The organism is Pseudonocardia sp. ICBG601 (genome assembly GCF_020496245.1).
Genome location: NZ_JAHLJA010000148.1, coordinates 2,724,951 through 2,747,637, shown reverse-complemented (window position 1 = coordinate 2,747,637; position 22,687 = coordinate 2,724,951). Strand labels below are relative to the sequence as shown.

General features: G+C 74.6%; 20 protein-coding genes. 6 read left to right on the top strand and 14 right to left on the bottom strand.

The window, feature by feature from the left end; translation table 11 throughout:
- Window positions 1-20: 20 nt before the first annotated feature.
- From KPL57_RS42560 to KPL57_RS42515, 10 genes are all read right to left on the bottom strand, one after another.
- Complete coding sequence (locus KPL57_RS42560; RefSeq protein WP_226356060.1) at window positions 21-854, bottom strand: enoyl-CoA hydratase/isomerase family protein; 834 nt, start codon at window positions 852-854, stop codon at window positions 21-23.
- The gene (locus tag KPL57_RS42555) at window positions 851-1,774 is read right to left on the bottom strand and encodes an enoyl-CoA hydratase-related protein (RefSeq protein ID WP_226356059.1); all 924 of its coding nucleotides are present in this window, start codon (window positions 1,772-1,774) and stop codon (window positions 851-853) included. The genes KPL57_RS42560 and KPL57_RS42555 overlap by 4 nt, the downstream gene beginning before the upstream one ends.
- A gap of 11 nt (window positions 1,775-1,785) precedes the next feature.
- Window positions 1,786-2,601 carry an SDR family oxidoreductase gene (locus tag KPL57_RS42550; RefSeq protein WP_226356058.1) on the bottom strand — a complete coding sequence of 272 codons (816 nt, stop codon included), beginning with the start codon at window positions 2,599-2,601 and terminating at the stop codon, window positions 1,786-1,788.
- Window positions 2,602-2,686: 85 nt separating this feature from the next.
- Complete coding sequence (locus tag KPL57_RS42545; protein WP_226356057.1) at window positions 2,687-3,934, bottom strand: ABC transporter substrate-binding protein; 1,248 nt, start codon at window positions 3,932-3,934, stop codon at window positions 2,687-2,689.
- Window positions 3,935-4,039: 105 nt separating this feature from the next.
- Window positions 4,040-5,980, bottom strand: a complete 1,941-nt coding sequence (locus KPL57_RS42540; RefSeq protein WP_226356056.1) for an ABC transporter permease — start codon at window positions 5,978-5,980, stop codon at window positions 4,040-4,042.
- A complete protein-coding gene (locus KPL57_RS42535; RefSeq protein WP_226356055.1) occupies window positions 5,977-6,705 on the bottom strand; it encodes an ABC transporter ATP-binding protein in 729 nt (242 codons plus the stop codon). Before KPL57_RS42535 ends, KPL57_RS42540 begins: the two co-directional genes overlap by 4 nt.
- Window positions 6,702-7,466 (bottom strand): ABC transporter ATP-binding protein, encoded by a 765-nt coding sequence (locus tag KPL57_RS42530; protein ID WP_226356054.1) that lies wholly within the window; start codon window positions 7,464-7,466, stop codon window positions 6,702-6,704. Before KPL57_RS42530 ends, KPL57_RS42535 begins: the two co-directional genes overlap by 4 nt.
- Before the next feature lie 111 nt (window positions 7,467-7,577).
- Entirely contained in the window at window positions 7,578-8,297 is a 720-nt protein-coding gene (locus KPL57_RS42525) for an SDR family NAD(P)-dependent oxidoreductase (protein ID WP_226356053.1), read from the bottom strand.
- A complete protein-coding gene (locus KPL57_RS42520; protein ID WP_226356052.1) occupies window positions 8,294-8,830 on the bottom strand; it encodes a 2,4'-dihydroxyacetophenone dioxygenase family protein in 537 nt (178 codons plus the stop codon). The genes KPL57_RS42525 and KPL57_RS42520 overlap by 4 nt, the downstream gene beginning before the upstream one ends.
- A gap of 45 nt (window positions 8,831-8,875) precedes the next feature.
- Complete coding sequence (locus KPL57_RS42515; protein ID WP_226356051.1) at window positions 8,876-9,922, bottom strand: alcohol dehydrogenase catalytic domain-containing protein; 1,047 nt, start codon at window positions 9,920-9,922, stop codon at window positions 8,876-8,878.
- Between the two features lie 396 nt (window positions 9,923-10,318).
- Between KPL57_RS42515 and KPL57_RS42510 the strand changes: the two genes are divergently transcribed.
- Genes KPL57_RS42510 through KPL57_RS42500 form a run of 3 tightly spaced genes read left to right on the top strand, consistent with a single transcriptional unit; the run spans window position 10,319 to window position 14,469 of the window.
- Window positions 10,319-11,200: a TetR family transcriptional regulator gene (locus tag KPL57_RS42510; RefSeq protein WP_226356050.1), complete on the top strand. Its 882-nt coding sequence runs from the start codon at window positions 10,319-10,321 to the stop codon at window positions 11,198-11,200.
- 29 nt (window positions 11,201-11,229) lie between these two features.
- Window positions 11,230-12,000, top strand: coding sequence for a helical backbone metal receptor (locus tag KPL57_RS42505; RefSeq protein ID WP_226356049.1), 771 nt, complete (start codon window positions 11,230-11,232; stop codon window positions 11,998-12,000).
- A 27-nt stretch (window positions 12,001-12,027) separates the two neighbouring features.
- A complete protein-coding gene (locus KPL57_RS42500; protein WP_226356048.1) occupies window positions 12,028-14,469 on the top strand; it encodes a glycoside hydrolase family 3 C-terminal domain-containing protein in 2,442 nt (813 codons plus the stop codon).
- A 9-nt stretch (window positions 14,470-14,478) separates the two neighbouring features.
- Here the strand turns inward: KPL57_RS42500 and KPL57_RS42495 are convergent, their stop codons facing one another.
- Genes KPL57_RS42495 through KPL57_RS42485 form a run of 3 tightly spaced genes read right to left on the bottom strand, consistent with a single transcriptional unit; the run spans window position 14,479 to window position 19,100 of the window.
- Window positions 14,479-16,035: a GMC family oxidoreductase gene (locus KPL57_RS42495; RefSeq protein WP_226356047.1), complete on the bottom strand. Its 1,557-nt coding sequence runs from the start codon at window positions 16,033-16,035 to the stop codon at window positions 14,479-14,481.
- Complete coding sequence (locus KPL57_RS42490; RefSeq protein ID WP_226350874.1) at window positions 16,032-17,588, bottom strand: APC family permease; 1,557 nt, start codon at window positions 17,586-17,588, stop codon at window positions 16,032-16,034. The genes KPL57_RS42495 and KPL57_RS42490 overlap by 4 nt, the downstream gene beginning before the upstream one ends.
- Before the next feature lie 42 nt (window positions 17,589-17,630).
- Window positions 17,631-19,100: an aldehyde dehydrogenase family protein gene (locus tag KPL57_RS42485; protein ID WP_226356046.1), complete on the bottom strand. Its 1,470-nt coding sequence runs from the start codon at window positions 19,098-19,100 to the stop codon at window positions 17,631-17,633.
- A gap of 127 nt (window positions 19,101-19,227) precedes the next feature.
- Between KPL57_RS42485 and KPL57_RS42480 the strand changes: the two genes are divergently transcribed.
- Window positions 19,228-19,989 (top strand): IclR family transcriptional regulator, encoded by a 762-nt coding sequence (locus tag KPL57_RS42480; RefSeq protein ID WP_226356045.1) that lies wholly within the window; start codon window positions 19,228-19,230, stop codon window positions 19,987-19,989.
- A gap of 9 nt (window positions 19,990-19,998) precedes the next feature.
- Here KPL57_RS42480 and KPL57_RS42475 read toward each other — a convergent pair whose 3' ends face one another.
- Window positions 19,999-20,463 (bottom strand): SRPBCC family protein, encoded by a 465-nt coding sequence (locus tag KPL57_RS42475; protein ID WP_226356044.1) that lies wholly within the window; start codon window positions 20,461-20,463, stop codon window positions 19,999-20,001.
- Between the two features lie 203 nt (window positions 20,464-20,666).
- Here KPL57_RS42475 and KPL57_RS42470 point away from each other — a divergent pair, with 203 nt between their 5' ends.
- On the top strand, window positions 20,667-21,026 hold the full coding sequence (locus KPL57_RS42470; protein ID WP_226356043.1) for a hypothetical protein: 360 nt from the start codon (window positions 20,667-20,669) through the stop codon (window positions 21,024-21,026).
- Window positions 21,023-22,639, top strand: a complete 1,617-nt coding sequence (locus KPL57_RS42465; RefSeq protein ID WP_226356042.1) for an alpha/beta hydrolase — start codon at window positions 21,023-21,025, stop codon at window positions 22,637-22,639. The genes KPL57_RS42470 and KPL57_RS42465 overlap by 4 nt, the downstream gene beginning before the upstream one ends.
- The last annotated feature ends 48 nt before the right edge of the window (window positions 22,640-22,687 follow it).

Here is a 22,687-nt window from a genome sequence, read left to right as displayed (position 1 = left end):
CCGTCGTCGGTGGACGGCGCTCAGCGGCGCCGGTAGGTCGGGGGGCGTTTGTCGAGGAAGGCCCGGGTCGCCTCGCGGGCGTCGTCGGTGAGCGCGGTGAGGACCTGCTGGCGGTTCTCGAACTCGACCGCCGCGGCGAAGCCCGGGTTCTCGACCCCGGCCCACATCCCCTGCTTGGTCAGCTCGACCGAGAACGGGGGGCTCGCGAGGATCGCCCGCGCGGTGGCCGCGGCCGTGTCCGTCAGCTCCTCCGGTGCGACGACGTCGGTGACCAGCCCGATCCGGAGCGCCTCGGCGGCGTCGGCACGGCGCCCGGTGAGCATCAGCTCGTGGGCACGACCCGTGCCGACGATCCGCGGCAGCAGCCACGAGATCCCGATGTCGCAGGCCGAGTAGCCGGCGCGCAGGAACCCGACGGCGAACACGGCCGAGGTCGACGCCACCCGGATGTCGCTCGCCAGGGCGAGGGCCAGTCCCCCGCCCGCGGCGGGCCCGTTGACCGCGGCGACCACCGGCGGGCGGAGCTCGTGGATGCGCACGGCGAGCCGGGCGATGTCGCGCTGGCGGGCCAGCCGTTCGATCGGGCCCTCGCCCGGTGCGGTGTCCCCGCCGCCGGGCGTCTCGAAGCCGTCCAGGTCGAGGCCGGCGCAGAAGCCGCGGCCCGCGCCGGTGAGGATCACGACCCGGCAGGCCGGGTCGGCGTCGGCGGCGGTCAGCGCGGTGTCGAGCTCGGTGACCAGCCGCCGGTCCAGTGCGTTGAGCCGGTCGGGCCGGGACAGGGTGATCCGGACGACGCCCGGCTCGGGGCGCTCGACCTCCACCACGGGCGGGTCGGGGTGCACGGTGCTCCTCATGCGGGGCCGTCGGGGTGCGGACGTGCCCCCGGCGGGGGTGCATAGGCGGGCGCGGCGGGCAGCACGTCGGGGGCGTCGGACACCCGGTCGGTGAACCGGGGTGGCCGGCGTTCGAGGAAGGCCCGCACCCCCTCACGGGCGTCCGCGCTGGTCCCGCGCCGGTTCAGCGCGAGCGTCTCGGTCTGGTGGGCCTGCACCGGGTGGGTCGCGCCGAGCCCGGCCAGCAGCATCCGCCGGGCCAGCGACACCGAGGTCGGCGAGCACTCCGTGAGCTCGACGGCCAGTGCCCGGACGGCGTCGGCCAGCTCGGCGGCGGGGTGGACCGACCGGAGCAGGCCGCCGCGCAGGGCCTCCCCGGCGTCGAACCGGCGGCCGGTCAGTACCCACTCGAACGCCTGCTGCACCGGTACGAGCCGCGGGAGCAGCCAGCTGGAGCAGGACTCCGGCACCACGCCGAGCCGGGTGAAGGGGAACGCGAAGCGGGCGGTGTCGGCGGCCAGGCGCAGGTCCGCCGCGAGGGTCAGGCCCGCGCCGACACCGATCGCGGGCCCGTTCACCGCGGCGATGATCGGCGTACGCGACTCCAGCATGCGCAGCACGACCCGGCCGCCGCCGTCGCGACGCAGGGGCAGGTCCTCGCCGGGCAGGTCGAACCGGGTACCGGGCGGCGCGGTGTCGCTGCTGCGCCAGTGGGCGAAGGTGGCGTCCGGGTCGGCCTCGGCGAGGTCCATGCCGGCGCAGAACGCCCGGCCGGCACCGGTGAGGACGACGACGCGGACCTCATCGTCGGTGTCGGCGCGGTCGAACGCCGCGACCAGCTCGGCCTCCATCCGGTCGGTGAAGGCGTTGAGCCGGTCCGGCCGGTCGAGGGTGACGGTGAGGACGTGGGCGTCGAGGGACAGGGTGACGTGCGACGGCATCGGGCCGGCTCTCAGACTCGGGGGGCGGGGGCGAGGACGGTCCGGTTGACCAGCGCGGGACCGGACAGCGCGAGCCCGCCGTCGATGTGGACGACGGTGCCGGTGACGTAGGCGGCCAGCGGCGACAGCAGCACCGCGGCCATCCGGCCGACCTCCTCGGCGTCGGCGAAGCGGCCGAGCGGCACCGAGTCCGTCCACGGTGCGCTGCCGCCCTCGGCGAGGCGGCGCATCCCCTCGGTGTCGTGGACCGGGCCCGGCAGCAGCGAGTTCGACCGGATCCCGTGCGGCCCCCACTCGACGGCGAGGGTGCGCATCAGCTGGTCGACGCCGGCCTTGGCGGCACCCACGTGGGCCTGGTGGGCGAAGGCGCCCGCGGACTGGGCACCGGTCACGAACAGGACGCTGCCGCGGGTGCGGGTCAGCTGGTCGAACGCGGCGTGGGCGCAGTGGAAGCTGCCGATCAGGTCGATGTCGACGACCGCCCGGAACCCGTTGGAGCTGATCGACTCGGCGGGGGCGACGAAGTTCCCGGCGGCCCCGCACACGACGCCGTCGACCGGGCCGAGCCCGGCCTCGGTGCGCTCGAACGCGTGCGCGACCTGCTCCGCGGAACGCACGTCGCCCGCCGTGGTGACGACGCGGGCACCGCGGCCGCGCAGCTCCTCGGCGGCCTCGTCGAGGCGGGAGGCGGTGCGCCCGTAGAGGGACAGGTCGGCGCCGAGGTCGGCGAGGACCCGGGCGATGCCGAGGTTCACGCCGCTGCCGCCGCCGCTGAGGAACACGACCCGGCCGTCGAGGAGGTCGTCGGGGAGCTGGTGTGCCGGCACGGTGGCCTTCCTGGTGGGGGTGGTCGGGTGGGACCGGGCCGGCCGGGCGGGACGCGCCCGGCCGGCCCGGTGGTCGGGTGCCGGGTCAGCCGGCCCGGTTCATGAAGTCGTACGGGTTGAACCAGGGCTGGACGGTCTCGAGCCTGCCGCCCTTGTACTGGAGCACCTGGATCTGCGGGCGCAGGTTCGCCGGGGCGTCGGGGGTCGCGTACTTGCGGCTCAGCGGCTGCGCCATGAACATCGGGAAGTTGTCGACGGTGGTCAGGAACGCCTTGAGCGAGGCGGCGTCGAACTTCTCCGGGCCGATCTTCTTCGCGATCTCGGCGAGGGTCATGACGTTGGCGAAGCCCCACTGGGAGAACTCGGACTTGCCGTCGCGGCCCGCGTACTGCTGCATCGCGTCGCGGTAGAGCTTCACCTGCGGGTCGGACAGGTCGTCGGGGTTCTGGTAGGCGTAGCTGAAGATCGTGCCGTCGGCGATCTCGGGCGAGACCTTGGTGAAGAAGCTGTCGAAGTCGGCCGCGCCGCCCTGGTTGAGGATCCGGTCGGTCGGGAAGCCCTGCTGGTGGAAGGCGGTGTAGGCGGACACGGCCTGCGCGCCGCTCTGGTTGGTGAACACGACGTCGGGCTTGCCGGAGACGGCCTTGGCCACGAACGGCGTCGGGTCGGCGGTGCCCGAGGGCAGGTAGACCGGGGTGACGGTCATGTCGAAGCCGTAGCGCTGCACCGCCTTGGTCACCCGGGCGACCTGGTCCTGGCCGGAGGGGTTCTCGTCGGTGAACACGACCGCGCTCTTCGCGGCGAGGGTCTTGCCGGCGTAGTAGACCTGGGCCTCGTACTCCGAGGAGCCGCCGGTGACGTAGGAGTTCCCGGCCTCCTGCAGGTCCTGCGGGTTGACCGGCGGGTTGAGGCTGGGGACACCGGCCCGGGCCAGCACCGGGAACCCGTTCTCGCCCCAGGCGACCGACAGCCCGAGCTTGGCGACGGCCTTGTTCTGCACGGCCTCCTGGGCGCACGCGGTGGTGGCGGCCGGGTCGGCCTTGCTGTCGCACTTGACGATCTTGATCGGCCGTCCGCCGACCCCGCCCTGGGCGTTGATGTGGTCCTGTGCGGCGAGCTCGCCGGTGGTGAACTGGGAGATCGCGGCGCTGACCGCGCCGAGGCCGGTGGCGTCGGTGATGTCGTAGAAGACGATCGGGTCGCCCGCGGGGCCGGCCACCGATCCGGGTTCCTTGGCCGTGCTCGACGACGTGGCCGCCGAGGAGCAGGCGGCCAGGCCGACGGCGAGGGCGGACGCGGCGGCGATCACCGCGACGCGCGTGCTGAACTTCATCGTTCGCTCCAGATCAGGGGGTGGCGGCGCGGGCCGCCGGAGGAGGGCGTGCGGGGGCTGCCCACCCGGTGGGGTGGGTCGGGCGGGTCCGGGGTCGCCGGAGGGTCAGTCGGACCGGACGGCGGCGGCGACGGCCGGTTCCGGGGCGTCGCCGGTGCGGTCCACCGGCTCGGGCGCCCGTGTCCCCGGCCGGCCGAGCCGGTCGCGGACGAAGCGGTACTGGTCGCGGAGTGCCACCGCGATGCCGTCCGGCTGCAGCACCGCGTTGACGATCAGCAGCGCGCCGGACAGGACGATCCACCAGGCGGAGATGCCGGGGACGGAGTTGAGCAGGACGTAGAGGATCCCGCCGTTGACGATGACGCCGGCGGCCACGGCCCCGTACACGGTGGCGACGCCGCCGATGTAGACCACGGCCAGCACACTGATCGAGGCCAGCGGGACGAAGCGGGTGAACGCGACGGCACCGAGCTGGTAGCCGAGCACGCTGCCGCCGACCGCGGCGATGAACGCCGACAGCGCGAAGGCCTGCAGCTTGGTGCGGGCGACGTCGATGCCGACCGCGGCCGCCGCGCGCTCGTTGGCGCGCACGGCCAGCATCCGGCGGCCGATGGCGCTGCGGCGCACGTTCATCACCCCGGCCAGCAGGGCGAGTGTGACCACGGTGGCGAACAGGCCGAACCGCACCGGGTGGACGACCGGGTCGAGCGAGAGGCCGAACAGGTCCGGCGAGGGGACCGGGCTGCCGTCGGCGCCGCCGGTCCAGTCGACGTTGCCGAACACGAAGCTCGACACGGCGACGGCGGCGCCGAGGGTGACCACGGCCAGGTTGATGCCGCGGACCCGGATGGCGGGCAGACCGAGCAGCACGCCGACCGGCACCACCACGAGCACCGCGAGCAGCATCGGCAGCGGGAACGGCAGCCCGAGCTCGACCGCGCCGCGGGAGACCATGAACGCCGCGATCCCGGCGAAGGCCATCTGCATCAGCGAGATCTGCCCGGTGAACCCGGTGACGACCACGACCGAGAGCGCGATCATGACGGTGACCAGCGAGGTCGTGATGCCGCCGCGCAGGGTGTCGGGCAGCACGGCCAGCCCCAGCACCGCCAGCCCGCCGACGACGAGCAGCGGCCGCAGCCTGCTGTGCACCGCCGGGGCCAGCGGCAGCCGGGCGACGGCGCGGGCGCCGCGACCGGGGATCAGGCGCCCGGACACGATCATGACCAGCACGATGATCACGAACGGCAGCGCGTCGTTGATGCCGGGCTGGGTGACGAACCGGGTGAGGATCGACTGCAGCATCCCGATGCCCACGGCGACGCCGACGGTCACCCCGAACGAGGTGAACCGGCCGACGAGCGCCGCGGCCAGCGCGGGCACCACGAGCAGGCTCAGGGTGGCGATGTTGAGCGCGGTGATCGGCGCGAACAGCACCCCTGCGAGCGCGGCGAGCATCGAGCCCAGCGCCCAGTTCGCCGCCCCGATGACGTCCGGGGAGTACCCCAGCAGCGCCGCGCCGCGCTCGTTCTCGGCGGCGGCGCGGGTGGCGGTGCCGAACCGGGTGAACCGGTAGAGCGCCCACAGCCCGGTCGCCAGCAGCACCGCGGTGGCGAGCAGCAGCAGCCGGTCGATCCCGAAGCTGATGCCCGAGATCTGCACGGTGTCGGTCAGGAAGATCGCCGGGGCGATGACCGTCGGGACGTTCCAGATCTGGGTCGCCAGCCCCTGCAGGACCAGCATCAGACCGAGCGTGGTGACGATCTTGGCCAGCAGCGGGGCGTGCCGCAGCGGACGCATCACCAGCAGGTGGAACAGCAGCCCGCCGACCCCGGCGGCGACGACGGCGGTGACGGCCGCGACCGCGGGGGCGGTGCCCTCGCTGGTCGAGACCCCGAAGTAGATGGCCGCGACGCCGGCGATCGCCCCGTGGGCGAAGCTGACGGCGCCGGTGGCCTTCTGGATCACCACGATGCCCAGGGCGATCAGCGCGTAGACGGCGCCGGCGCCGGTCCCGAGGATCGCGAACAGCAGGATGTCGCTCATGCGATGGCCTCCGTGGCCAGGTAGCTCGCGCGCAGCCGGTCGCGGTCGGACCGGAGCTCGGCGGACGTGCCCTCGAGCACCACCCGCCCGCGGTTGAGGACGTAGACGCGGTCGGAGTGGGCGAGGACGAGGTCCACGTGCTGCTCGACGAGCAGGACGCCGACGCCGGCCTCCGCGGCGATCCGCCGGATCGTCGGGAGCATGTCGCGCACGACCAGCGGGGCCAGGCCGAGGCTGAGCTCGTCGATCATGAGCACCCGGGGGTCGGTGAGCAGCGCCCGCCCGACGGCGAGCATCTGCTGCTCGCCGCCCGAGAGCAGCCCGGCCCGCACCCCGAGCTTGGGCCGCAGCGCCGGGAACCGCTCCAGCAGCGCGTCCTCGGTCTCCCGGCGGGAGCGCCGCACGCGCGGCCGGACGAGGTGCAGGTTCTCCCGCGTGGTGAGGTCGGCGAAGACCGAGCGGTCGTCCGGGACGAGCATGACGCCGTTGCGGGCCTGGCGGTGCGGGCGCCCGGCGTGCACCGGCCCGCCCGCGGCGAGCACCTGGCCCGACTCCGGGACGAGGACCCCGCTCAGCGCGAGCAGGGTGGTGGTCTTCCCGGCGCCGTTGCCGCCCAGCAGCGCGACGACCTCGCCGGGCTGCACGTGCAGGTCGACCCCGCGCAGGACCGGGACGCCGGCGTACCCGGCGACGAGCGAGCGGCACTCGATGGCGGGGGCGGTCATGCGATCGCCTCGGCGTCGTCGGCGTGGCCCAGGTACGCGGCGACGACGGCGGGGTCCTCGCGGACCTGCGCGGTCGGTCCGGACGCGATCAGCTTTCCGAAGTCCAGCACGTTGATCCGTTCGCAGGTGCGCAGCACCAGGTCCATGTCGTGGTCGACCAGCAGCACCGAGACCCCGCTCGCGGCGACCCGCCGCAGCTGCTCCCCCAGCGCGAGGCTCGCGTCGGAGTCGAGGCCCGCGGCGGGCTCGTCGAGCAGCAGCACCGACGGGCGGCCCGCCAGGGCACGGGCGACGCTGACCAGCTTGCGGGCCGACAGCGAGAGGTCCGGCGGGTAGGCGTCGACGTGCGCGGCGAGCCCGACGAGGTCGAGCACCTCCTCGACGACCTCCGACAGCCGCGACGACACCGGCCGCACGAACTCGGCGACCGGTGACCACCAGTGCGACCGCTCGGTCGCGACGAGGACGTTCTCGCGGACGGTGAGGTCCTCGAACAGCTCCAGGTTCTGGAAGGTGCGGCTGAGCCCGGCGCCGACCCGGCGGTGCGCCGGGAGCGGCAGCATCGCGACGTCGCCGAGGGTGACCCGGCCGGTGGCCGGGGTGAAGCCGGTGACGGCGTCGATGAACGTCGTCTTGCCGGCGCCGTTGGGGCCGATCAGCCCGGCGAACTCGCCGGGCTCGACCGTGATCGAGACGCCGTGCAGTGCGGTGAGGCCGCCGTAGCGCACGGTCAGGTCCTCGGTCACGAAGGTTCTGGTCATGAGTGGGTTTCTCCGCATCGGGGCAGCCCGGGGCGGCGCGCGCACCCGGGGTGGGTGCGCGCGCTGCGGGAGGAGGGGGTCGACCGGCGCGGGCGTGCCGCGGGCGGTCGGTCAGACGGTAAGGTAGCCGCCGTCGACCGGGAGCACGGCGCCGGTCACGAACGACGCCCGGTCCGAGCAGAGGAAGGCGACGACCTCGGCGACCTCCGCGGGGTGCCCGGTACGGGCCAGCGGGGTGCGCTCGGCCAGCGCCGCGATCACCGCGGGGGCGACCTCACGGGCCTGTTCGAGCAGGGGGGTCTCGATCCAGCCGGGTGCGACGGCGTTCACCCGCACCCCGCGCGGGGCGTAGACCTGGCACAGCGACCTCGCCAGGGCGACGATCCCGCCCTTGCTGGCGGCGTAGGCGGGGCTGGCGGCGGACCCGAAGTAGCTGTACATCGACGCGATCAGCACGACGGCGCCGCCGCCCGCGAACAGCAGCGGCTCGGCGGCGCGGCAGCAGGCGTGCACGCCGCGCAGGTTGACCTCCAGCACGGTGGCGAACCCGGCGGGGTCGTGCTCCGCCTCGCCGAGCGACATCCCGGCGGCGGGGACGAGCAGGTCCAGCGCGGGCAGGCCGTCGAAGAACGCCGACACCACCGCGTGGTCGGTGACGTCGAGCTCGGTCAGCTCCACGCCGGGCGGGGCGTCGGTGACGGCGCCGGCACCGAGGCCGACGCCGTGCACCCGGGCGCCGCGCTCGGCGAGCAGCCGGGCGATCGCCAGGCCGATGCCCGACGTCGCCCCGGTCACCACCGCGGTGCGGCCGGCGAGGTCTCCGGTGGTCACCGGCGGAACAGGGCCGGGTTGACCTCGATGCCCTTCGTCCGGCAGTACTGCTCGTAGCGGTTGATGTTGTAGAAGACGTCCTCGGTCAGCACCACGTTGTCGTTCTCGTCGAACCACTCGATGGAGGCGTTGATGACGAAGAAGGCGAGGAAGCCGTCGGGGTTGACGCTGCGCAGGGTGTGGATGACGCCCGGGCTCTCCTGGACGACGTCGCCGGGGCCGGCCTCCCAGTCGTACTCCTCGTAGCCCCAGCTGCCGCTGACGGTGTAGGCCATCACGCCGGAGCGGTGCCGGTGGCGGCCGAGCACGCCCGGGCCGTCGGAGCGGACCATCGCGGCCCACTGCCCGAGGCGGACGTCGAACCACAGGTAGCGGGCCCACATGCCCTCGGAGCCCTCGATGAACATCCAGGGCGAGTAGCTCTCGTCGGCCGGGGCGTAGATGTCGTCGACCTGGTAGCGGGTCGCGACGTCGTCGAGCTGCTGGGCGTCGTTGAGGGTGATGTCCTCGGTCTTGATGGTCAGGTCCGTCATCGTGACTCCTCGTCGAGTACGGGTGGTGGTGTCGGGTCGGTCAGGTCAGGTCAGGTCGAGCAGGATCTTGGTGGCGGTCCCGGCGCGCAGGTCCGCGAACGCGGTGAGCACCTCGTCCACCGGGCGGACCTCGGTCCAGTCGCCGGTCGGGTAGGTGCCGTCGGCCAGCCGGTCGACGACGGCGCGGAAGTCGTCGTCGGTGTAGGTCGAGGAACCGCTCATGGTCACCTCGCGGTAGAGCATCGAGGTGGGGTCGAACGACATCGGCGCCTCGTGCAGGCCGAGCAGCACCAGCCGGCCGCGCGGGCCGAGGTTCGCGACGGCCTCGGCGACGACGTCACCACGCCCGGCCGCCTCGACCGCCGCGTCGAGCACCCGGCCGGCGAGGACGTCGGCGAGGTCGCGGTCGGCCGGGTCGTAGACGTCGGTGGCGCCCATCTTCGCGGCGAGGTCGCGGCGCACCGGTGACGGCTCGGCGACCACGACGGTCCCGACCCCGCCGGCCCGCAGGGCGGCGACCGCCCCGAGCCCGATGGGCCCGGCGCCGCCGACGAAGGCGACGGCCGGTGCGGCGTCGAGGAGCATCGCCACGCCGTGGTGGGACACGGCCAGCGGCTCGACGAGCGCTCCCTCGCGCAGTCCGACCGCGCCGGGAAGCGCGAACAGCATGGAGTCGGTGACGGTGGTGTAGGTCGACAGGCCGCCGCCGTGCGCGCTGAGGCCGTGGAAGGCGAGGTCGGTGCAGGAGTTGGGGTGCCCGCGCCGGCAGGCCGGGCAGTGCCCGCAGCTGTAGGTGGGGCGCACCGCGACCCGGTCACCCACCGCGACGGCGGTGACGTCCGGCCCGGTCTCGACGACGGTGCCGGCGAACTCGTGCCCGAGCACGACCGGCAGTCGCGCGCCGGTCAGCGGGTGCGGGTCGACGGGCGTGACCGTCTGCGCCGCGTAGTACTCGTGGAGGTCCGACCCGCAGATGCCGGCGTAGGCCACCTGCACCGTGACCTCGTGGGACACCGGCGACGGGACGACGACGTCCTCGATCCGGAGATCGCCGACGCCGTGGTAGCGCACCGCCCGGGCCTGCCGGTCCATCCTCATCACCTCTGATGCATTCAACCTACGGAACACTCGCTCGGTCCGTTGACGTCGCATACCGTAGGAGCGACCTGGGTCACCCGTCAAGAGCTGTCTGCACCGAACTTCGCCGGCCGTCCACACCGGACCGCGACCGTCCGGCGCAACACTCTGACCTGCTGAATCGTGCAGAACGGCCAGAGCGACGACCACGAAACGCGCCCGTCCGGCCGTTGCCGCGGGTCGCCGCACGCCGGAGTCCGGGTCGTGCAAAAGGTGCCGGATCGGCGTGCATGTGGTGGGCTCGCCCCGGTCGATCACCGCGCGTCGCGGGACCGGCGCTTGACGTGGCCGGTGACCGGGTCCACTCTCGTGTTGTGTTCAACCGACGGAGCGCTCGCACTGTTGCGTGCAGTGCCTGACGCCGTGGCCCTCGAGAGCCTCGGCGGCACCCTGCGCCGGGCGCGCAAGAGCGCCGGGCTCACCCTGACCGACCTCGCGACCGAGGTCGGCGTCAGTGCCGCGACGCTCAGCCGCGCCGAGACCGGCCGCGGGAAGCTGACCGCCGACCGGTTGCGGCGCTGCGTCGCCGTGCTCGGCCTGGAGCTCTCGGACCTGGAGCACTCCGCGGCGGGCGAGGAGGTGGCCAGCGTCCTCGACGGCGGCGGCCCCGCCGGCCTGTTCGACCCCACCCGTCCCGGCGGCTGGCGCGAGTTCCCGCCGCTGCGCCTCCCCCCGGCACTCGACGCCGCCCAACGCTGCTTCCTCGCGCTCGGATACCACGGCACGACGGTCCGCGACATCGCCGACCTGGCCGGGCTCTCGGTGCCGGGGCTCTACCACCACCACCCGAGCAAGCAGTCGCTGCTGGTCGCGCTGATGTCGATGCTCATGGAGGACTTCCACGCCCGCTGCGAGGCCTCCCTGCGCGACGGCGACACCCCCGAGGAACGCTTCGACCTGCTGATCGACTGCTTCACGCTGTTCCACACCTACCGGCGGGACTGGGCGTTCATCGGCGCGAGCGAGATGCGCAGTCTCGACGACGCCGACCGCCGCCGGATCGCCGGCATCCGCAACGCCTGCCAGTCCCTCGTCGACGACGCCGTGACGCGCCTGGCGGCCTCCGGCCGGATCCGGGTGACCGACCCGTCGGACATCTCGCGGGCCGTCGTCACGATGCTCGTCGGCATCGCGAGCTGGTACCGCTCCGACGGCCCCATGACGCCCGAGCAGATCTCGGTCCGCTACCTCGCCTACAGCCGCACCCTGGTCGGTCTGCCCGACCACGGCTGACCGGCGGGCGCCGGGTTACGGTCGGCCCCATGACTGCGCGGACTGCGGCACCGGTCGACGACGAGGGCCGCGAGGTCCCGATCACGGGCACCGTGCGGCGGGTCGTGTCGATCGTGCCGTCGCTGACCGAGGCGCTGGAGGCGACCGCGCCCGGCATCGTGGTCGGCGCGACGGACTGGTGCACCCACCCCGGCGACCTCGGCGCGGAACGGATCCGGGGGACGAAGAACCCCGACGTCGAGCGGATCGTCGCGCTGGCACCGGACCTGGTCGTCGCCAACCAGGAGGAGAACCGGCTGCCCGACCTCGACGCGCTGCGCGCCGCGGGCCTGCCGGTGTACGTGACCGACATCCGCGACGTCGACGGCGGGCTCGCCTCGCTGGGCCGGATGCTCGCCGCGTGCGGGCTGGACGAGCCGGACTGGCTGCGCGAGGCCCGTGCGCTGTGGGCCGCGGTCGAGCCCGCCCGCGACCGTCGCCGCGCCGTGGTCCCGATCTGGCGCAGGCCCTGGATGGCGGTCGGCTCGGACACCTTCACCGGCGCCGTGCTGGACCGGCTCGGCGTGGTCAACGTCCTGGACGGCTCCCCGGAGCGCTACCCCCGCTTCGACCCCGCCGACCTGCCCGACCACGACCTCGTCGTGCTGCCCGACGAGCCGTACCTGTTCACCGCCGAGGACGGCCCGGAGGCGTTCGACGCGCCGTCGGTGCTGGTCAGCGGGCGGCTGCTGACCTGGTACGGCCCGAGCCTGCTGGAGGCGGCGCGCGAGCTGCCCGGGGCGCTGACCCACCCCGGCTGAGCCCCGGCCCTCGGTACGGTCGGGGTCATGGCAGCCGACGACGAGGACCTGATCGACACGCTCATCCCCCGGCTCGACCTGGACGCGAAGGTCCGGCTCCTCACCGGCGCCGACTTCTGGTCCACCCCGGCCGAACCCGCGATCGGGCTGCGCCGGATGGTGCTGTCCGACGGCCCGTCGGGGGTGCGCGGGGAGAGCTTCGACGAGCGGGCCCCGTCGCTGTCGCTGCCGTCGTCGACGGCGCTGGGCGCGACCTGGGACCCGGCCGCGGCCCGCCGCTACGGCTCGGCGCTGGGCGCGGAGGCCCGCCGCCAGGGCGCCGACGTCGTCCTCGGCCCGACGATCAACCTGCACCGCAGCCCGTTCGGCGGCCGGCACTTCGAGTCGCTGTCGGAGGACCCGCTGCTGACCGGGGAGCTCGCCGCGGCCTACGTGGCGGGGCTGCAGTCCCACGGCGTCGCCGCGACCCCGAAGCACTACGTCGCCAACGACGCCGAGACCGAGCGCTTCACCGTCGACAACCGGGTCGACGAGCGCACCCTGCACGAGCTGTACCTCGCGGCCTTCGAGCCGGTCGTCACCCGGGCCGGGGCCTGGGCGCTCATGTCCGCCTACAACGCCGTCAACGGGCCGACGATGAGCGAGAACCCGCTGCTCGCCGAGCCGCTGACCGGCGAGTGGGGCTTCGACGGGCTGGTCGTGTCCGACTGGGGCGCGGTCCGGACCACCGAGGCCTCGGCGAACGCCGAGCAGCACCTGGTCATGCCCGGGCCGGTGGGCGTCTGGGGCGAGCGGCTCGTCGCCGCCGTCCGCGACGGCCGGGTCGCCGAGGCCACGGTGGACGAGAAGGTGCGCCGGCTGCTGCGCCTGGCCGCCCGGGTCGGCGCGCTGGACGGGGCGGGCGCCCCGCCCGTCGCCGCCCCGGCCGCCGAGGACGGGCCCACCGTCGCCCGGGAGCTCGCCGCCGCGGGCAGCGTCCTGGTCCGCAACACCGGTGAGCTGCCGTGGGACGCCGCCACCCTCGGCACGGTCGCGGTGCTCGGCCACAACGCGGCGCTCGCCCGCATCCAGGGCGGCGGCAGCGCCACCGTGCGACCGGCCGCCGTCGTCTCCCCGCTGGAGGGGCTGCGTGCCGTGCTCGGCGGGGACCGCGTCCGGTACCGGCTGGGCGCGCAGGTCGCCGAGGGTGTCCAGCCCTTCGACCCCGGCCGCATCACCAACCCGGTCACCGGCGGTCCCGGGCTGCGCGCGGTGTTCCGCGACGCCGACGGCGCCGAGCTGCGCGCCGAGGACCGCCTCGGCGCCTCGCTGATCTGGATGGGCCCCGAGATCCCCGAGGGCGCCGACCACGTCGAGATCTCCCTGCGCTGGGACGCCCCGGCCGGGGAGCACCGGGTCGGCGCGGCCGCCGTCGGGCACCTGACGCTCGACGCGGGCGGCACCACCGTGCTCGACACCGAGGGCGTCCTGACCGGCGACGAGGGTCCCGGCGCGGCGATCTTCGAGGCGCCGTCGGTGACCGCCGGGGTCACCACCGACGGGCCGGTCGACCTGGTGCTGCGGTTCCGCCCCTCCGGGCAGGAGGCCGGGATGGCGCTGGTCGCCGTCACCGTCGGGACCGAGACCGTGGTCGCCGACCCGGACGCCGAGATCGCCGCCGCGGCCGCGCTGGCCGGGGAGTCCGACGTCGCCGTCGTCGTGGTGGGCACGAACGACCGGATCGAGAGCGAGGGCTTCGACCGGTCCACCCTGGCGCTGCCCGGGCACCAGGACGCCCTGGTGCGGGCGGTCGCCGCGGCGAACCCGCGCACGGTGGTCGTCGTGAACTCCGGCTCACCGGTGCTGCTGCCCTGGCGCGACGAGGTCGCCGCGGTCCTGCTCGGCTGGTTCGGCGGGGAGCGCTTCGGCGAGGCCCTCGCCGACGTGCTGCTGGGCGCGGCGGAGCCGGGCGGGCGGCTGCCCACCACCTGGCCGGCGACCGGCGAGGAGCGGTCGGTGCTCTCCGGCGTCCCGGCCGGCGGGGTCCTGCGCTACGACGAGGGCGTCCACATCGGGCACCGCAACTGGCTGCGGCACGGCGAGACGCCGGCGTACCCGTTCGGCCACGGTCTCGGGTACACGACCTGGACCCTCGACGACGCGACGACCGGCCCCTGGTCCGCCGACGGCGTCGAGGTCACCGTGACGCTGACCAACACCGGCACCCGGACCGGGCGCCAGGTCGTGCAGGCCTACCTCTCACGACGTGGGGGCGACGTCGAGCGCCCGGCCCGGTGGCTGGCCGGGTGGGCCGTCGTCGACGCCGACCCCGGCACGACGACGGTCACCGTCCCGGTGTCCCGGCGCGCGTTCCGGCACCGGGCCGGGGCCACCTGGGCCACCGAGCCCGGCACCTGGACCCTGCACCTGGGGTTCTCCGTCACCGACACCCCGCTGCACGCCGACGTCGAGGTCGCCGCGCAGGGGTGAGGCGCCCGGTCAGGCGTGCGCGGCCCGCACCAGGTCCGAGCACTTCTCCCCGATCATCATCGTGGTGATGTTCGGGTTGATCGCCGGCAGGAACGGCATCGCCGACGCGTCGGCGACCCGCAGGCCCTGCACCCCGCGGACCCGCAGCTGCGGGTCCAGGACGGCGCCCGGGTCGTCGTCGGTGCCCATCCGCGCCGTGCACGCCGGGTGGTAGACGGTGTTGTGGGTCTTGCCGATGTAGTCGGCGAGCTCGTCGTCGGTGACGGCGTCCGGGCCCGGCGCCAGCTCGGCGGCGATCCACTCCTTCAGCTCCGGCTGCTCGGCGATGCGGCGGGCCAGCCGGATGCCCGCGGTCATCACCCGCATGTCGTGGCCCTCGGGGTCGGTGAAGTAGCGCGGGTCGACCCGGGCCCGGTCCCGGAAGTCGCGGGTGCGCAGCCGCACGGTCCCCCGGGACCGGCCACGGGTGACGTTCGGGGTGAGGCAGAACCCGTTGTCGGTGGTCGGGTAGCCCCAGCGCAGCGTGTTCATGTCGAACGGCACCGAGCCGTAGTGCATCATCAGGTCCGGCCGGTCCAGGGCCGGGTCGGTGCGCTGGAACAGCCCGATCTCCCACCACTGGGTCGACTCGGTGACCATCGGCTTCGCCGCGTCCCAGAAGACCAGGCCCTCGACGTGGTCGTCGAGGTTCGAGCCGACGCCGGGCAGGTCCGAGCGGACCTCGATGCCGAACTCGCGCAGGTGCTCCCCCGGGCCGATGCCCGAGAGCATCAGCAGCTTCGGGGTGTCGATCGCCCCCGCGGAGAGGATCACCTCGCGCTCGGCGTGCGCGGTCTCGCGGCCCGGGCCGATCCCCCGCTGGTACTCGACGCCGGTGGCGCGGGTGCCGTCGAACAGCACCTGCGAGGCCCAGCAGTCGGTGCGCACCTCCAGGTTCGGGCGCGAGCCCAGGATCGGGTGCAGGTAGGACACCGACGCCGAGGCGCGGGTGCCGTCGGGGAAGGAGTTGATCTGGAAGTACCCGGCGCCGTCGGTGACGGTGTGGCCCTCGTTGAACCGCACCGTCGGCATGCCGACCTGCGCGGCGGCGGCCAGCACGGCGTCGCCGCAGGGGTCCTTCGCGGGGATCTGCATGAGGTTGACCGGGCCGGAGCGGCCGTGGCCGTCCCAGTCGCCGTCGTTGGTCTCCAGGCGCCGGATCAGCGGCCAGCACTCGTCGGCGGACCAGCCGGTCAGGCCGGACGCGGCCCACTCGTCGAGGTCCTCGCGCGGGGTCCAGAAGGCGATGCAGGAGTTGTGCGAGCCGCAGCCGCCGAGCACCTTCGCCCGGGCGTGGCGCATGTGGGAGTTGCCGCGCTCCTGCGGCTCGACCGGGTAGTCCCAGTCGTAGCCGGAGTCGAGCAGCGCCATCCAGTCGGTGAGCCGCAGGATGTTCGGGTCGCCGACGTCGGACGGGCCGGCCTCCAGCAGCAGCACCCGCGCCGCGGGGTCCTCCGAGAGCCGCGCGGCGAGCGCGCAGCCCGCCGAGCCGCCCCCCACCACGATGTAGTCGAACCGGTCGGTCACGCCGTCTCCCCCATGCCCTGCTCGATCTCCTTCGCCCGGTGCTCGGGCAGACAGCCCAGCCCGTGGCGCCCGCGCAGCCGGAACCACGCCAGCCCGGCCAGCGCCACGACCCCGATGAACAGGAACGCGATGAACCGCAGCCACCCGGTGCCGTAGACCTCCTCGCGCGGCCAGGCCAGGTTGATCGCCATCGCCGCGCCCCACAGCACCGCCAGCACGTTCACCGGCAGGCCGAGACGCCCCAGCGAGAAGTACCCCTTCTGGCCCTCGTCCGGCCACTGCCCGCGCAGCCGCCGCACCAGCATCGGCACCGTGACCAGCAGGTACGCGATGTAGATCATGATGATCGCGACGCTGGTGACCGCGGTGAAGACCTCGGGCACGCCGACGTTCGCGACCAGGATCAGGATCGCGACCACCCCGACGACGATCGCCGGCACCACCGGCGTCTTGTGCTTCGGGTCGATCCGCGCCAGCACGGAGCCGGCGGGCAGTGCGTTGTCGCGGGCCATCGCGAACATCAGCCGGATCGCCGCGGTGTGCACCGCGAGCAGGCAGACGATCACCGCGATGCTGATGGTGATCAGGAAGACCCGGCCGATCGTGCCGCCGGCGACCTCCAGCAGCACGAGCTGCCCGCCGCCGTCCTTGCTGCCCAGGCGCGGGTCGGCCAGGTCCGGTGCGGCCAGGATGATGCCGAGCAGGATCAGCCCGCCGAGCACGAACGACGCGACGACCGCGCGCAGGATCGCCGCCGGTGCGGTGCGCCGCGGGTCGACCGTCTCCTCGCCGAGCGAGCTGGCGGTGTCGAAGCCGTACATCACGTAGGCCGAGGCGAGCGCCGCGACGAGGAACGTGCCGAAGTACCCGCCGCCGCCCGCCGCCGGGGCCGGGGTCTCGAACAGCACCGAGACGGGGTTGCGGATGCTCAGCAGCAACGCCACGACGATGACGACGGCGGCGATCAGCTCGATGAACACCCCGGTCGAGTTGATCCGCGCCATCAGCTTCACCCCGACCGCGTTGATCACCGTGGTGAGCACGATGAGGATCGCGCCGAGCAGCACGCCGTTGACGGCGGCGTCGCCCGCGTCGGAGGCGTCGCCGACGAGCTGGAAGCCCGACCAGATCTGCGGGAACGTCAGCTGCGCGGCCAGCGCGACCGCCGACAGCGACACCACCGAGGCGGTGAACATCATCCAGCCGGCCAGCCAGGACACGGTCGGCCCGGCCAGCTGCTTGGACCAGTTGTAGACCGACCCGGCGACCGGGTAGCGCCCGGCCAGCTCGGCGAACGACAGCGCCACCATGAACTGGCCGGCGAACACCATCGGCCAGGACCACCAGTACGCCGCGCCGCCGGTGCCGAAGCCGAAGTAGAACAGCTGGAACGTGCCGGTCAGGATCGAGATGTAGCTGATCCCGGCCGCGAAGCTGGCGAACTTGCCGATGCTGCGGTCGAGGGTCTGGCTGTAGCCGAACTCGGCGAGCCCTCCCCCGTCGCCGTCGGCGTCCGGGGAGCGGTCCCGCCGGGCCGGTCCGGGAACGGTCATCGTCGACCTCCTGTGCCGTTGCGTCGCGTCATCATGGAGGCCTCAGCGGCCCGAGAACCACCCCTGCGGTACCGGGGCGGTGTTGGTCCAGACGTGCTTGATCTCCTGGTACTCCGCCAGCCCGGTCGGGCCCAGCTCGCGGCCGTTGCCGGACCGGCCCATGCCGCCCCACTCCGCGCCCGGGAAGTACGGGTGGAAGTCGTTGATCCAGACGGTGCCGTGGCGCAGCGCGGAGGCGACCCGGTGGGCGCGGCCCATGTCGGCGGTGAACACCGCTCCGGCCAGGCCGTAGGCGGTGTCGTTGCCGAGCCGCACGGCCTCCTCCTCGGTGGTGAACCGCTCGACGGTCAGCAGCGGGCCGAAGGTCTCCTCGCGGATCAGCCGCGAGTCCGGGGCGAGGTCGGTGATGACCGTCGGCAGGTAGAAGTAGCCCTTCGCCAGCTCGGGGTCGTCCGGCCGGGCGCCGCCGCAGCGGATCGTGGCGCCCTCGGCGCGGGCGGCCGCGACGAAGTCCTCGATCTTGGCCAGGTGCGTGGCGGAGACCAGCGGGCCGACCTCGACGCCGTCGGTGAGGCCGTTGCCGAGCCGGATCAGCTGCGCGCGGCGCACCACCTCGTCGACGACGGCGTCGGCGACCGAGTCCTCGATGATCAGCCGGGCGCCCGCGGAGCAGACCTGACCGGAGTGCAGGAACACCGCGAGCATCACGTAGTCGACGGCGAGCTCGAAGTCGGTGTCGGCGAAGACGATGTTCGGGTTCTTCCCGCCCAGCTCGACGGCGGTGCGCTTCACCGTCTCGGCCGAGGCGCGGATGATCTTCTGCCCGGTCGCCAGGCCACCGGTGAAGCTGACCATGTCGACGTCCGCGTGCTCGGAGAGCGGGCCGCCGACCGAGGGGCCGTCGCCGAGGACGATGTTGACCACCCCGGCCGGGATCCCGACCTCCTCGCACAGCTCGACGAGCGCGATCGAGGTCAGCGGGGTGACCTCGCTGGGCTTGACCACCATCGTGTTGCCGGCGGCGATCGCCGGGGCGACCTTCCAGGACAGCTGCAGCAGCGGGTAGTTCCACGGGGTGATCAGCGCGCAGACACCGACCGGCTCGTGCACGATCCGCGAGACGACGGCCGGGTTGCCGGTGTCGACGATCCGCCCGGCGTCCTTGTCGGCCAGCCCGGCGTAGTAGCGGAAGACGGCGGTGACGTCGTCGATGTCCTGGCGGCCCTCCGCGATCGTCTTGCCGGTGTCGAGGGTCTCCAGCCGGGCGATCTTCTCCCGGTCGCGGACCAGCAGGTCGGCGATCCGCCCGAGCAGGGTGGCGCGCTCACCGGTCGTGGTCCGTCGCCACGGCCCGTCGTCGAAGGCGCGGCGGGCGGCGGCGACGGCACGGTCGACGTCGTCGGGCCCGGCCTGGTCGACCTCGGTGACCGTCGAGGCGTCGTAGGGGTTGACCACCGGGGCGGTCCCGGCGGACCCGGTGGTCCAGCTTCCGTCGATGTAGAGGCTCGGCACGGCGCGAGCTTTCACCGGGAACCGGTCGGTGTGCAAACGCGGGCCCGGCGTCCTTGCGTGGGGAGACGGTCACGCTTTCCGGCCGCCCCGCGTGGCAACGTGCCGAATGCCGGGTTAGGGTTGCGCGATGAGCAACACGGTGCGCGGACGGGAGCCCGGGGTGCAGTCGGTCGACCGGGCCATCACCCTGCTGACCCTGCTGGCCGACCGCAGCGAGGCGGGGGTCAGCGAGCTCGCGGCCTCGCTCGACGTCCACAAGTCGACCGCCTTCCGGCTGCTCGGGGCGTTGGAGGAGCGCGGGCTGGTCGAGCAGATCGCCGACCGCGGCAAGTACCGCCTCGGGTTCGGGCTGATCCCGCTCGCCGGCCGGGTCGCCGAGCGCCTGGAGGTCACCACCCAGGGCCACCCGGTCTGCGAGACGCTCGCGGAGCGGCTCGGCGAGACCGTCAACATCGCCATCCCCGACCGCGGGTGGGCGGTCAACGTCGACCAGGCCCGTGGCCCGTCGATGGTCACCACGTTCAACTGGCTCGGCCGGATCACCCCGATGCACAACACCTCCAGCGGCAAGGTGCTGCTCGCCTCGGTCGTCCTCGACGACCCGGCGACGATGCCGGACACGGTGCCGGAGCAGGGCCGCGACACGCTCGTCGAGGAGCTGCACCGGGTCCGCCGGCACGGGTACGCGTGGTCGCTGGAGGAGCTGGAGACCGGCCTGAACGCCGTCGCCGCGCCGGTGCTGGACCACGGCGGTGCGGTGGTGGCCGCTCTCTCGGTGTCCGGGCCCGCCTACCGGCTCTCGGCCGAGCGGATCGAGCGGATCACCCCGGAGGTCGTCGCCGCGGGGCGCGAGATCAGCCGTCGCATGGGGTTCTGGCGCGACCGCTGAGCCGCGGGCCTACGGCGGTGGGGCCGGCGCGGGCCCCTGCAGGCGTTCCAGCACCGGCGGCAGGGTGCGCTCCAGCTCGTCGCCGTGCCGCTCGAACTCGCGCCGCAGGAACGGCGCCGCCAGCTTCAGCAGACCCTTGAGCCGCACCCGGGCGTGGAAGCTCACGACGCTCCCCCCGTCCTCGGCCGGCTCGACGACGATCTCCTCGGTCGCGGTGACCGTCGGGTTCTCCCCGACGAACACGACCCGGCCCGCCGACAGCTCCCGCAGCGTGTGGTCGAGCTCGCTCTCCCGCCCGCCCCACACCGACACCGTGTGCCAGGCGGCGCCGACCGCGACCGGGCCACCGCCGTCGGAGCGGGTGCTGGAGCGCACGGTGGGGTCCCAGATCTCGCTGTGCCCGTGGTCGGCCAGGTAGCCGAGCACCGTCTCGGCAGGGGTGGACACCGTCATCACCCGCTGGACGCCGACCACGACGCTCCTCTCCCCGGCCGGGCGCCGCTCGGGACCCGGCCCGCTGCTCCCGACCGGCGCAGATGGTCTCACGGCGACCGGCCATGATCGAGAGCACCCGCGCCGGATTCCCCGGAACGCCCGTGCCGGGGCCGCGCGGCACGCACACTCCTCCCGACGCGGGCGGGCCGGGCGGGCCCGCCACCGACGACGGAGGTGCCGCGGTGCACGACCGAGACCGACCGGGGACGCCGTGGACGAGCGGACGGCCCCTTCCCGGGCCGCACCCGTCGTCGGGCGGGGTGGCGCGCTCCGACCCGGACGGGCTCGACGCCGCCGCCGCGGCGCTCGACCGCGTCGCCGAGGGCCTCACCGGGGACGCGGCGCTCGTCGGCCCCGCCGTGCCGGTGCCCGGCTTCGCGGCCGGGACGGCCGCCGCGGCCTGGGAGGACGCGATGGTGCGGGCCGTCCGGGAGCACGCGGGGCACACCGCGTCGACGGCGTCGGCCCTGCGCGCGGCCGCCGCGGCCTGGCGCGCCGCCGACGACGACGCCGCGGTGGCGTTCGCCGGGCGCGCCTCGTGAGCGCCGGGCCCGCGCTGGGCGACCTCGTGGCCGCCGACCCCGGCGCGTGGCTGCGCCGCGCCGGCACCTGGGACGGGATGTCCCGGGCCCTGTCCGACCGCGCGGCCGAGCTGGAACGCTCCGCACCGGAGTCGTGGAGCGGGGCCGACGCCGACGCGGCCGCGCTCGCCCGCGCCGAGCAGGTCCGCAGGCTGCGTGCCGACGCGGGCACCGCGTCCCGGGCCGCGCAGGTGCTGGGCACCCACGCCGGTGAGGTGCTCGACGCCCAGCGCCGGCTCGTCGTCGCCGCGCTGGCGGTGCACCCGCAGTTCGTCGTCGACCTCGAGCGCGGCACGCTGTCCGCCGGCGTCGGCGCGCACCCGCCGGGTGTGTGGCGGCTGCCCGCGATGGTCGCCCGCTTCGGGGCGGACCTGGTCCGCCTGTCCACCGCGGTGGCCGACGCCGTCGGCGCCGCCGCCCGGTCCGACCGCGCCACGGCCGCCGCGCTCGACGCGCTCCGCCCCGCCCCCGCGGCGGCGCCCCGCCCGGTCGCGCCCGCCGCGGCGCCGCCCGCCGGTGCGGACGCCGGTGCCGTGCGGTCCTGGTGGACCGGGCTGCCGGGGGCCGACCGGGAGCAGCTGCTGCACACCCGGCCCGGGCTCGTCGGCGGGCTGGACGGCGTGCCGGTCGCCGACCGGGACCGGGCGAACCGGGTCCTGCTCGACGCCGAGCTGTCCCGGCTGCGGGCCCGGGCGGCGCTGCTGGACCGGGCCGGGGACACCGCGGGCGCGGACCGCGCCCGGCGGGCCTCGGCCGGGCTGGAGACCACCCGTCGACGTCTGGACGCCGGAGACGCGTACCTGCTCCGCCTGGAGCGCGGGAGCACCGGCGGGCGGCTCGTGCTCGCCGTCGGCGACCCGGGACACGCCGCGCACGTGCTCACCCACGTCCCGGGGACGACCGCGGGCTGGGACACGGTGCCCGGCGACCTGGCCCGGGTCGAGGCGACCCGCGCGGCCGCCCGGGCGGCCGCGCCGGACGGCGCCGTGGCCGCGGTGCTGTGGACCGGCTACGACGCTCCCCCGGACCTGCTCGCGGCGGCGGACCCCGCGGCCGCCCGCGCCGCCGCCGGGGACCTGCGGTCCTTCCAGGACGGCCTGCGGGCCGGGCACGCCGGACCGGTCCACCTGACCGTCGTCGGGCACTCCTACGGCTCGACGGTGCTCGGGAACGCCGCGCGGGGCGGCGGCCTCGCCGCCGACGACGTCGTGTTCGTCGGCAGCCCCGGGACCGGCACGGGGCACGCCTCCGAGCTCGGCACCGCACCCGGGCACGTCTGGGCGACGACCGCGCGGCACGACCCGATCGGCCGGGTGCCCGGGGTCGAGGTCTTCGCGACCTCGCGCGGTCTCGCCCCGACCGGGCTCCTGCACGGCCCGGACCCGGCGGCACCGGGGTTCGGTGCCCGGGTGTTCGACTCGGCCCCCGGGTCGGTGCTCCCGCGCCCGGACGACCCGGCCACCCCGAACGACGAGTCCGCGTTCGCCGCCGCGCACGGCGGCTACTGGGACCCCGGCTCGCCGAGCCTGCGCACCCTCGGCCGGATCGTCGCCGGAGCACCCGTTCCGTCGTGACGCTCCGTCATGATCGATCCGCTTTGCGAGACCACCGCACGTCCGTCC